Below are 12,226 nucleotides of genomic sequence, written 5' to 3'. Positions count from 1 at the left end.
CAGTGTGGACGATTTTTCTGGCATCTTTCAAACAGCAATAAACGTTAAAATATAGTGGAGAAACAATATTTTTAGGCCTTGACCTGAAAAAATCATAGATGTCTTTCTGATGAGGAAAGAAGAAAGATATTCATGTTTTGAGGTGTTTATCTGACTTGCGCGTGCAAAGAGTGATGACCTCTGCTGTGCCAATCATGACATCGGCATGAGAATTCTCTGGCACCGGATCGCAATGTGATATATCACAATGCCATATCATCAGATTTGTCCAGAGGTTGGAGAGACCATGACACAGACGCCCTTCCGGGGGACCATCCCCGCTTTGATGACCCCCTGCACGGCCGATCGTAGGCCCGATTTCGATGCGCTGGTGCGCAAAGGCAAGGAGCTGATTGCCCTTGGTATGAGCGCTGTTGTTTATTGCGGTTCGATGGGCGACTGGCCTCTGCTGACTGATGAAGAGCGACAGGAAGGCGTGCGCCGTCTGACGCAGGCCGGTGTTCCCGTGGTTGTCGGAACCGGGGCGGTCAATACCCGCTCGGCTGTCAGCCATGCCGCCCATGCCGCAGCCGTCGGTGCGGCCGGTTTGATGGTGATCCCGCGGGTTCTGTCGCGCGGCTCTTCATCGGCGGCGCAGATGGAGCATTTTTCCGCCATTTTGGCGGCGGCGCCAGACGTGCCGTCGGTGATCTACAACAGCCCCTATTATGGCTTTGCCACCCGCGCTGACCTGTTTTTCGCCCTGCGCGCCTGTTTTGCCAATCTGGTCGGCTTCAAGGAATTCGGCGGCAAGGCCGATATGACCTATGCGGCGGAAACGATTACCCATGCCGATGAGAGCCTGACACTGATGGTCGGTGTCGACACAGGCGTTTATCACGGCTTCGTCAATTGCGGCGCCAAGGGGGCTATCACCGGCATCGGCAACGCCCTGCCGAAAGAAGTCCTGCATCTGGTGGCCTTGTGTGAGAAAGCCGCAGAGGGCGATGTCGAGGCAAGGCGGGCGGCGAAAGAACTGGAGGAGGCTCTCTATGTGCTTTCGGCCTATGATGAAGGTCCCGATCTGGTGCTGCATTACAAATATCTGATGGTGTTGAACGGCGAGAGCGAATACAGCCTGCATTTCAACGAGACCGACCGGTTGAGCGCCTCGCAGCAACGCCATCTCGAACAGCAATACCGTCTGTTCAAAAACTGGTACGCGGCCAGATATCCCGATTTGGCCTGAGATGTGATGGCCGAAACAGGATTCACCTGCCGGTCCTGATACCGGTGGGTGAAGCAGCCAAGATTGCCGATATTTAATGAGAACGGCACGAAAATACCGAATATAAGCATGAATCTGTCATTATCCTGACACGGCAGCAGTGCTTTTCCAGAAAGCGGCAAGTTGTCAGGCTGGGACGGGATGGTGAACCGTCTGAACGACTGCATATCCCTTTGAATCTGAAATGGGTTTTGAAGGATAGTGCAGCGGATTGAGTATGTTACAGTAACATGCGTTTGATCACAGCGCATGGTGCCGTATCAGTCGGGACGACTGTCGAGACCAATTGCGCTTCTCTTGACGAGTGTTTCATGACCCATGCCCGAAAAGCCGGTTTTATCGTGCTTGTTCTGATCCTGGCAGCCGCCGGGCTTTATTTTCTGCATCCGACATGGCTGCCGGTGATGGGCAGACATGACACTGGCAAAGGCGAGCGCGCCGATGCGGGTGATCGTTCGATTGCGGTGGTGGCTGCGCCCGTGGTGCTAGCCGATGTGCCCGTCTATGTCACGGGCGTTGGCAGCGTGAAACCGACCAATACTGTCGTGGTCAAGGCACAGATCACCGGCAAGATCGTCGAGATTGGCTTTAACGAAGGTCAGGATGTGAAGAAGGGCGATCTGATCGCCCGGCTCGATCCCGCCCTTTACAAAGCCCAGCTCGATCAGGCGATTGCCAAGAAGGCGCAGGATGCAGCGCTTCTCGATGCGACCAATGTCGAGCTTGCTCGTCTGGTCAAGCTGCTCGATAGCTCGGCCGGAACCCAGCAGCAGGTCGACAGCCAGCGCGGGCTGGTGGCGCAATATGCCGCCCAGGTCGAGGCCGATGCGGCGGCGATCGAAGCCGCGCAGGCGCAGCTCGACTATACCGTGATCAAGGCTCCGATCGACGGGCGCACCGGCATCCGCAATGTCGATATCGGTAATATCGTCTCAAGCGGCGACACGGACGGCATCGTTACCCTGTCGCAGATCCGCCCCATCGATGTGCTGTTTTCCATTCCCCAGCAAAATCTGGCCGAGGTGGTCAAGGCCAGTCAGGCCGGACCGCTTTCCGTCGAGGCGCTGGATCAGGATGGCCACACGGTGATTGCCGAGGGCAAGCTGACGGTGATCGACAATCAGGTCGATCCGACAACGGGTACGGTGAAACTGAAGGCTGAATTTGCCAATCAGGATGAGGCTTTATGGCCGGGGGCTTTCGTCAATGCCAGACTCAAGGTCAAGACGCTCAAGCAGGTGATGACGGTACCGGTGGCGGCGGTGCAGCGCGGGCCGGGTGGAACCTACAGTTATATTGTCAGGCCGGATGATACCGTCCGTATCATGCCCGTCAGCGTCACCCTGCAGGATGACAGGATTGCGGTCATTACAAAGGGGCTGAAACCGGGAGAGCATGTGGTGACGACCGGCTTTAACCGGCTGCAGGACGGCGCGCATGTGCGGGTTTCTACGCCTGAAGAGGCCGATCCTGCGAAAATGAAAGTGCCATTGGCCGAGCAGAACCATGGCCGTCATTCTGGTCGCAAGGGCAGCAACAGGGAGAAGAAACCGGCGGCAGAGACGGGTAGCGCTGCCGGAACGGCAGAAAAACCAGCGCCGGCGGCTGCAGCCGAGCCGGCTGACGCCAGCCCCAAACCGGCTGATGCCAGCCAATGAGCCTGTCCAGCCCGTTCATTCTGCGGCCCATCGCCACCTCGCTGCTTGGCATTGCCACGCTGCTTGGCGGGTTGCTCGGTTTTTTCGCGCTTCCGGTCGCACCCCTGCCGCAGGTGGCTTTTCCGACCATCGAGGTGACGACGCAATTGCCGGGCGCCAGCGCCGACACCATGGCCGCGCTGGTGACGGCGCCACTCGAGCGACCGCTTGGGCAGATTCCGGCTCTCGCCTCGATGACCTCGTCGAGCGCCTTTGGCATAAGCCGGATCACCCTGCAGTTCAATCTGGACCGTGACATCGATGGTGCGGCGCAGGATGTGCAGGCGGCGATCAACACCGCCAATGGCAGCCTGCCGAAAACGCTGCCCTATCCGCCCACCTATGCCAAGGTCAATCCGGCCGAAACGCCGATCCTGACGCTGGCGCTGCATTCCGATACCTATCCCATCCGCAATATCAGCGATTTCGCCGACACGATCATGGCGCAACGGCTGAGTGAGGTCTCCGGTGTCGGCGATGTCAGCATTCAGGGTGGGGTCAAGCCAGCGATCCGGGTCAAGGCTGATCTGGCACGGCTTGCCTCTTATGGGCTGACGCTGGAAAGCCTGCGCACGGCGATCTCCAATGCCAATGTCTCCGGTGCCAAAGGCGCCATCGATGGGTTGTCCCAATCCTTCACCCTTGCGGCCAACGACCAGATCCACGACCCGGACGTCTACCGCAACATCATCGTTGCCTACAGCAATGGTGCGCCTGTTCTGCTCAAAGATGTGGCCGATGTGGTCGAAGGGCTGGAAAACGAGCATGTCGCCGCCTGGTATCAGGGCCACCCCGCCGTCATCGTCGATATCATGCGTCAGCCGGGCGCCAATGTGATCGCAACGGTTGGCGAGGTGGAGCGGCAATTGCCCCGCTTGAGACAGGCTTTGCCAGCCGGCGTTTCGCTCGACATCGTCAGTGACCGGACGCAAACCATCCGCGCCTCCATTCATGACGTGCAGATAACACTTGCCATCAGTGTGGCTCTGGTCGTGCTGGTGGTCTTCCTGTTTCTGAGAACATTGACGGCCACGATCATCGCCGGGGTAGCGCTGCCGCTGTCGTTGATTGCCACCTTTGGTGTCATGTGGTTTTGCGGCTTCAGCCTCGACAATCTGTCGTTGATGGCGCTCACCATCGGCACGGGCTTCGTCGTTGACGACGCCATTGTCATGATCGAGAACATTGCCCGTCATATCGAAGAGGGCGAACATCCGATGCGCGCCGCGCTGAAAGGCGCGGGTGAGATCGGCTTTACGATCGTCTCCTTGACTGTCTCGCTGATTGCCGTCTTCATTCCGCTGCTGTTCATGACCGGCATTGTCGGACGCATGTTCCGGGAATTTGCCCTGACGCTCACCATCGCCGTGGTGGTGTCGGCTCTGGTGTCGCTGACGCTGACGCCGATGATGTGCGCGCGCATTCTCAAAGCCCGTCCGGCTGGTGACGAGACCGCGCCAGGTCCGGTGACCCGCGCCATCGGCAGGATGAATGAGGCCTATCGGCGAAGTGTCATCTGGGCTGTCGATCACAGCGGCCTGATGCTGTCCTTGACATTCGCAACGCTGGCGGTAACCGTCGGGCTTTATCTGATCATCCCGAAAGGATTTCTGCCGGCGCAGGATACCGGCCTGATCTCGGCCGTGGCCGAAAGCGAACCGACAGCCTCTTTCGACGCAATGAAGGCCGAGCAACGGGAGATCGGCGAGCGCCTGCGCGCTGACCCTGCCGTCCAGAGCGTGATTGCCTCGGTTGGCGCCAGCGCCTCCAATCTGACGATGAACACTGCGGTCTATCGCATCGTCTTGAAACCGCTTGCTGAACGTGGTCTTTCAGCACAGGATGTCATTGACAGGCTGCGTGCCCGTGTAGCCGGTCTGCCGGGCCTGGCGGTGACCTTTCAGAGCCTGCGGGATATTTCCATCAGCACCCGCCAAAGTCGGGCACCCTATCAATACACGTTGACAGGTACAGATTTGCAGACGGTATCGCTCTGGGCCAATCGTCTGGTCGCAGCGCTCCGGCAAAATCCGGCCCTGATCGACGTGTCGACTGACGCTGAATCCGGTGGCGGCCAGTTGTCCATCACCGTCAACCGCGAAACCGCCGCCCGCCTCGGCGTGACCATGCAGGCCATCAGCGATACGCTGTACGATGCCTTCGGCCAGCGGCAGATCAGCACGATTTACGGACAGGCCAACCAGTATCGCGTTATTCTGGAAGCGGCGGACCGATACCGCAACGATGCGAAATCGCTGGACAAGATCTATGTCGCCGGTTCTGGCAGCACGGTCGTTCCCTTGAGCGCCGTCGCCAAGGTTCAGTTTACGACCGCGCCGCTGGTGATCAGCCGCGATGAGCAGTTTCCAGCGGTGACGCTCAGTTTCGATCTGGCCCGCACCGCCTCGCTGAGCGAGGCGGTGACCGCGATCAAGGCCGCGGAAAAATCCATCGGCATGCCTGCTTCCATTGAGCGGCGCTATAGTGGCGATACGGAGGAATTCGACCGCTCTCTGGCGGGCGAACCCTGGCTCATTCTGGCCGCCGTGATCACCATCTATATCGTGCTTGGGCTCTTGTATGAAAGCGCCATCCATCCGGTGACGATCCTCTCCACCCTGCCGTCGGCAGGGGTCGGAGCGCTGCTGGCCTTGATGCTGTTCGGTCAGGATCTGTCGATTATCGCGCTGATCGGCATCGTGCTGCTGATGGGTATTGTCAAGAAGAATGCGATCATGATGATCGATTTTGCCCTCGACGCCGAACGCCATCAGGGGCTTTCGCCACGCGAGGCGATCATCCAGGCGGCAATCCTGCGCTTCCGTCCGATCATGATGACGACGCTTGCTGCGCTTTTCGGCGCCTTGCCGCTGGCGCTGGCTGAAGGGGCGGGGGCGGAACTGCGCATTCCGCTTGGCATTTCCATCATTGGCGGTCTGCTTCTGAGCCAGCTTCTGACACTTTATACCACACCGGTCATCTATCTGGCGCTCGACCGGCTTGGTGGCGGCAGGCGGCACAGGACGATCGGGGAGGAGACGGAGCAGGCGGCGGAGAACCCGTCATGAACCTGTCCAAGCCCTTCATCGACCGGCCTGTCGGCACGACGCTTCTGGCCATAGGCCTGATGCTGCTCGGGCTGGTCGCCTATCATTTTCTGCCGGTTGCAAGCCTTCCCGCCGTCGATCTGCCGACCATCCGCGTCAGCGCCAGCCGTCCGGGGGCCGACCCGGAGAGCATGGCGGCGAGCGTGGCCGCGCCGCTGGAACGGCATCTCGGCACCATTGCCGGCGTCACCGAAATGACCTCGGTCAGCGGTCTGGGCACCACCAATATCTTTCTGCAATTCGATATTTCCCGCAATGTTGACAGTGCCGCCCAGGATGTGCAGGCGGCGATCAATGCCGCTGTGGGAGACCTGCCAAGCGACATGCCGTCGATGCCGACACTGCGCAAGGCCAATCCGGCGGCCGCCCCGATCCTGACTTTGGCGCTGACCTCCGATACGGTGCCGCCCAGCGCCGTCTATGATGCGGCCGACAGCGTGGTGGTGCAGCGCATTTCCCAGGTCGAAGGTGTCGGCGATGTCAATGTCAGCGGGGCGGATCAGCCGGCGGTGCGTGTGCGGCTCAATCCCGACCGGCTGGCGGCAATCGGGCTTTCGGCCAATGATGTGCGCAACGCCATCGTCAATGCCAATGCGCTCGGGCCTCTAGGCTCGATTGACGGGCCGCGCGCCGCCTATGCTCTGTCGTTCAATGCGCAGCTCAAGACACCGGAAGACTATGGCAATCTGATCATCCATGCCGCTGATGGCACGGCTGTGAAACTCTCCGATATTGCCGAGGTGGCGCCAGGCGTGCGCAATCGCCGCTCCGATGCCTGGTTCAACGGCAAGCCCGCCGTACTCCTGAGCATCACCAAGGCGGCGGACGCCAATGTCGTGTCCACTGTCGATGCGGTGAAGGCGCTGCTCCCGGAACTCAAGCAGCTTATCCCGGCCGGTATCGACATTCATGTGTTGAATGACCGCACCGTCACCATTCACTCCAGTGTCGAAGACATGCAACTGACCCTGCTGGTGACGATTGCGCTGGTGATGGCGGTTGTGTTCCTGTTTCTCAGGCGGCTGGTGCCGACCCTTGCCGCAGGGGTGACGGTGCCGCTCTCCTTTGCCGGGGCGTTCGCCGCCATGTGGCTGACCGGGCTTTCCATCGACAATCTGTCTTTGATGGCGCTGGCGGTTGCCAGCGGCTTTGTCGTCGATGACGCCATCGTCATGATCGAAAATGTCTATGCCAATCTGGAAAAAGGCATGAAACCGCTTGCGGCAGCCCGCGAGGGCGCGCGCCAGATCGGCTTTACCGTGGTGGCGATCAGCCTGTCGCTGATGGCGGCCTTTATTCCCCTGTTTTTCATGGGCGGCGTCATCGGGCGGATTTTTCTCTCCTTTTCTTTGACACTGGGCTTCACCATCGTCGTCTCGACTGTGGTGTCGCTGACATTGACACCGATGATCTGCGCCCATCGGCTGAAACCGCATGATCAGGATGGCAATAACCGAAAATTTGACCGTGTGATCGAGGGCGGCCTTGCCCGTGTCGTCGGTTTTTACGACCGGACATTGCTGGCGGTGCTGCATCACCGGGTTTTGGCCCTACTCAGCATTATCGCCTGTGTGGTGTTGACCGGCTATCTTTATGCCAAGGTACCGAAAGGCTTTATCCCGAAAAGCGATACCGGCTTCATCTTCGCCAATAGCACAGGCTCCAGCGATATATCCTATCCGGCCATGGTGGCGCTGGAACGGCGTGTCATGGCCATTGTCGAACAGGACCCGGCGGTCGACAATATCGGCGCTTCGGTGGGTGGCGGCTGGCTTGGCACGCCCAATCGCGGGCAGATGCTGATTTCGCTGAAACCGCTCGACCAAAGACCGCCCATCGATACCGTCATTGCCCGCCTGCGCCAGGCGACGTCGGGCATTGCCGGACTGGACACCTCCTTTTATTCGCCAAGCGATATTCGGGTCGGCGCACGCTCTTCCGATTCGGAATATCAGTTCACGCTCTGGGATGCCGATTATCAGGAACTGATCGAATGGGCGCCGCGCATTCTGGCGCGGTTGCAGGACGAGCCGCTGCTGGCCGATGTGGTCAGCGACCGGATGCCGAGCGGGCTTCAGGCCACCGTCACCATCGATCGGGAGCGCGCCTCGCAACTGGGCGTCAGCATGACCAGTGTCGATACGGCCTTGAACAATGCATTCGCCCAGCGTCAAATCACCACGATTTACGACGATCGCAATCAGTATAAGGTCATTCTCGAAGCCTTTCCCGATTTTGCTTTAAACCCCGCCTCGATCTTGAAAACCTATGTGCCGGCAAGCGGCGGAACACAGGTGCCGCTTTCGGCCTTTGCCCGGATCGAGCGGACACTGGCGCCACTTGGCGTTAACCATCAGGGGCAATTTCCCTCGGTGACGATTTCCTATGACACACGCCCGGATGTGCCGCTGGCTGAGGCCAATGCCGCTGTGCGCCAGGCCGTGCTCGACATGCATCTGCCCGATACGCTGCATGCCGAATTTGCCGGCGATGCGGCAACCGTCAGCAGTTCCTCCGGCAGCCAGCCCCTTTTGATCGTGGCAGCGCTTCTGGCCGTCTATATCGTGCTTGGCATTCTCTATGAGAGCCTTGTCCATCCGCTGACGATCATTTCCACCCTGCCATCTGCGGGGCTTGGAGCGCTGCTGGCGCTCTGGATCAGCGGGACGGAACTGAGCATCGTCGCCTTTATCGGCATTATTCTGTTGATCGGTATCGTCAAGAAAAATGGCATCATGCTGGTGGATTTCGCGCTGGAGGCCGAGCGACGCGGCGGATTGACCCCGCAGGAGGCAATCCATCAGGCCTGTCTTGCCCGCTTCCGCCCCATTTTGATGACAACGCTCGCCGCGCTGATGGGGGCGGTGCCACTGATCGTCAATACCGGACCGGGCGCCGATCTGCATCGGCCGCTTGGCATCGCCATTGCCGGTGGATTGATCGTCTCGCAGGTGCTGACGCTTTACACCACCCCGATCATCTATCTTGTCTTTGCCCGGCTTTCTGCCCGCTTCAGTCGCAAACCTGACCGGGCAGGCCATGCCCTTGGAGCATTTCGAGGCTGACGATTTCGAAGGGGCGAAGGGCAAGGGTGAGACGGCCCTTGTCGAGAGCAAGCTCTTCCTGCCGCTCTTCCAGCAGATCGACGCGGAAGACCTGCGTAAAATCCGCATCGACGGCAATCTGGGCTATCCGTCTCTGGCCGGTGGTTTCAAACAGCCGAACGATGACACTGGCGCCTTCTTCCGCCGCCTTGATCGCTTCAAGCCCGACGCCCGGTGTTTCCAGCCTGATCAGCTGAGGCGAGGGAGCCTGGGCCTCAGAAGGTAAGTCATGCATGACAATCAGCGGCAGGTTGAAATCTTCTGCGGCCTCATGCACGTCGGCAATATCGCCATCATGGATGAAAAGCCCGTAGCGCAACCGATGTTCGCCCTGATCGGCCTCGGCCCAGGGATAGGTTGGAGAGCGCAGCAGCGTCAGGCGGATGGTGTTGTCACGGGCATCGTAGCCGTATTTGCAGTCATTGAGCAGGGCGACACCGCAATCCGGTTCACGCAGTCCGACCCAGCGCTGCATTGAACATTCAAACCGTGCCCGTTCCCAGGACGTGTTACGATGGTTTGCCCGGCGCACATGGCCGAACTGGATCTCAGCCTCGACGGCATCGGTTTGAAGATCGAGCGGAAAGGCGGTCTTAAGCAGCGTGTTGTGTTCATGCCAGTCAATGAAACAGTCGAACTCCACCTGACGCGCATCGGCTTCCAGCGCGATGATTTCCACGATTCGGGAGCGCTCATAGCGCCATTCGAACCGGATGGCGGCGCGCAGCGGTCCTTTCTCCACCACCTCGACACTGACGAGCCTGTCGATCTCGTAGCTTTGATCCTCGAAATCATCATCGATATCCCAGGCGTCAAACTGGGCGGGCATGTCGCGAAAGGCGGTCAAGCGGTTGGCAATTGCCCCGGCAGGCAGGATGTTGCGGCCTGTTTTGCGGTCGATAATCGCGACAATCCGTCCTTTCTCGTCGAAATCGAGACTGAGACGGGAATTGGCCAGACGGGTGGTGGAGACCGTCAGTTCCGGTGTTTCTCGCACGGGTTTGAGGCAGGTCCTCGGATCGGCAAGCGCCAGCGGCGGCAGGTCGGTGACGGCGATGGCATAGGGCCTGCTGCCATCGGCGGCAGTGAGGCGTTGCTCATGTTCGGCGGCAAAGCTTTTATCTGACAGAGCGAGACCGGAACGGGGCCGTGCCGTGGCGTTGAAAAGGCAAAGAGGCGCAGGGCTGAGGATGGCGAAAAGCGCGCGCCGCAGACGTTCGGCGGCCTCGAAAAACTGCTGATAATCCCGGTCGCTGTCGTCATAGACCGCGCCGATCGATGAGCCGGGCAGAATATCGTGAAACTGGTTGAGCAGAACGATATCCCAAAGCCGCCGGATCTCTTCAGCCGGATAGGGGTGTCCACAGCGCTCCCGGGCAATCACCGCCAGCATTTCCAGTTCGCGCAGTGCAAGTTCGGCCTGTCGGTTGTTGCGCTTGTTCCTGGCAACCGAGGTCAGCGTGCCACGGTGAAACTCGGCATAAAGCTCGCCCACCCAGACCGGATAGGCCTGCGGGCTTGCCTGCATCCGGGCAATCAGCCGCTCGAAGAAGGGTCGCATCGGTGCGTGATCGATCTTTGGGCAGCCGGGAATGCCACGCTCCATCCGCCGGATCGTATGCAGCATTTCCCGTGTCGGACCACCGCCGCCATCGCCATGGCCATAGACGAGAAACAGTTCGGAATTCGTCGCCTGCTGCCCGTGCCTGCGCCACGCGCCCATGACGTGGGTAGGTTTGAGATCCGGGCAATAGGTGGTGTTGAACCCCTTGGCGTCATAGGTCTGGGTGGTGAGGAAATAGGCGGGCACGCGGCTGCCATCGATGCCCTGCCAGAACAGGATCTCTTCCGGCATGCGGTTGGTGTCGTTCCATGACAGTTTATGGGTGACGAACATGTCCAGTCCGGCTTTTTCCATCAGCTGCGGCAGCGCCGCAGAATAGCCAAAGGTGTCCGGCAGCCAGATCATTCGGGGACGGACGCCGAATTTTGCAAGATGGTAGCGCACGCCGTAGAGAATATGACGCACCAGCGCTTCTGCCCCGGTGATGTTGACATCCGGTTCCAGCCAGAGTGCACCTTCGATCTCGAAGCGTCCCGCCTCGACCTCTGTTCTGATCCGGCTGAAAAGCTCCGGATAATCCTCTTCCAGATAATCGAGCAGCAGGCATTGGTTATACATGAAGCGGTAATCGGGAAAATCCTGCATCAGCGCCAGCGCGGTTGCCATGGAGCGGGCCATTTTCTGCCGTGTTTCGCGCACCCGCCACAGCCATGCGACATCGATATGGGTATGACCCGTGGCGGTCATGACCGGCTTTTCGGCAAAATCCACCGCGGCATAGATCCCGTCGGCGATGGTTTTCGCCCTTTCTACGGATTGATAAAACCTGTCTTCATCGCCGGGTCGCAGGTCGAGCCTGTCCAATGCCGCATTCAACCGGGCCAGAATGAAGTGGCGGCGTGGATCGTCCTCCGCCAGAAGCCGGGCGACATCGAGCGGCACTTTCAGATCGTAGTAAAGCTCTTCGACCGCAAGGTCATGGACATGCAGGGAACAGCCGAAACCAAGCTGGCGGCGATCCTCAATGGTGCCGGCTTCGATCAGAATGTCGAAATCCTCGCCGGGCTTTGCTTGCGCCGTCAGCAGAAATTCCCGGTGATTGCCGTCGCCGCCCTGCACGATCCGGCCATTGATCCGCACGAGACATTGCGGATCGCTGCGTCCCATGACCGAGCCGAAGGCGGCTTCAATGCGCACCGCCACTCGTTTTCCTGCCACCTCTTCCGGCAGGCAGACGCTGCCGGAGAACCAGTAATAGCCGTCGGGCTCACCCCAGATCAGGTCGCGATCGACCGGTCTCCAGCCCTGACGACCACCCGCCACCACCGCCTGCCGCTCCTCCGCCCGGGCGGGGCGGAAGACAAGCGGAACAGGGAGATCCAGAGGGATGAAGATCCGTTCCCGGAGGCGGCTCAAAAGATGATCGAGTTTACGAAAACGCTTCATGAAACGACGGTCCGTTCGGTCAATATGTCAGGGGAGAGGAC

Annotated in this window: 5 protein-coding genes; 4 read left to right on the top strand and 1 reads right to left on the bottom strand. The window is 59.7% G+C overall.

The features are described 5' to 3' along the window. Positions 1-286 precede the first annotated feature (286 nt). The 4 genes from NAC44_RS12535 (at position 287) to NAC44_RS12520 (ending at position 9,136) form a co-directional block, all read left to right on the top strand. Complete coding sequence (locus NAC44_RS12535) at positions 287-1,228, top strand: dihydrodipicolinate synthase family protein (protein ID WP_250941216.1); 942 nt, start codon at positions 287-289, stop codon at positions 1,226-1,228. A 269-nt stretch (positions 1,229-1,497) separates the two neighbouring features. After that, positions 1,498-2,925, top strand: a complete 1,428-nt coding sequence (locus NAC44_RS12530) for an efflux RND transporter periplasmic adaptor subunit (RefSeq protein ID WP_250941215.1) — start codon at positions 1,498-1,500, stop codon at positions 2,923-2,925. Beyond that, positions 2,922-6,032, top strand: coding sequence for an efflux RND transporter permease subunit (locus NAC44_RS12525; protein ID WP_250941214.1), 3,111 nt, complete (start codon positions 2,922-2,924; stop codon positions 6,030-6,032). The genes NAC44_RS12530 and NAC44_RS12525 overlap by 4 nt, the downstream gene beginning before the upstream one ends. Continuing rightward, a complete protein-coding gene (locus NAC44_RS12520) occupies positions 6,029-9,136 on the top strand; it encodes an efflux RND transporter permease subunit (protein ID WP_250941213.1) in 3,108 nt (1,035 codons plus the stop codon). The genes NAC44_RS12525 and NAC44_RS12520 overlap by 4 nt, the downstream gene beginning before the upstream one ends. Here NAC44_RS12520 and NAC44_RS12515 read toward each other — a convergent pair. Continuing rightward, positions 9,084-12,185, bottom strand: coding sequence for an alpha-mannosidase (locus NAC44_RS12515; protein ID WP_250941212.1), 3,102 nt, complete (start codon positions 12,183-12,185; stop codon positions 9,084-9,086). The genes NAC44_RS12520 and NAC44_RS12515 overlap by 53 nt on opposite strands. Positions 12,186-12,226: the final 41 nt, after the last annotated feature.

Origin of the sequence: Allorhizobium sonneratiae, from assembly GCF_023700755.1 — a bacterium.
Classification (GTDB): Bacteria; Pseudomonadota; Alphaproteobacteria; order Rhizobiales; family Rhizobiaceae; genus Allorhizobium; species Allorhizobium sonneratiae.
The sequence above is the reverse complement of the archived record's forward strand: the minus strand, read 5'-3'. Positions and strand labels throughout refer to the sequence as shown.

Bases quoted from the DNA above. Each gene is read 5' to 3' on its own strand.
- NAC44_RS12535 (WP_250941216.1), top strand. From the start codon at position 287: ATGACACAGACGCCCTTCCGGGGGACCATCCCCGCTTTGATGACCCCC.
- NAC44_RS12530 (WP_250941215.1), top strand. From the start codon at position 1,498: ATGCGTTTGATCACAGCGCATGGTGCCGTATCAGTCGGGACGACTGTC.
- NAC44_RS12525 (WP_250941214.1), top strand. From the start codon at position 2,922: ATGAGCCTGTCCAGCCCGTTCATTCTGCGGCCCATCGCCACCTCGCTG.
- NAC44_RS12520 (WP_250941213.1), top strand. From the start codon at position 6,029: ATGAACCTGTCCAAGCCCTTCATCGACCGGCCTGTCGGCACGACGCTT.
- NAC44_RS12515 (WP_250941212.1), bottom strand. From the start codon at position 12,185: ATGAAGCGTTTTCGTAAACTCGATCATCTTTTGAGCCGCCTCCGGGAA.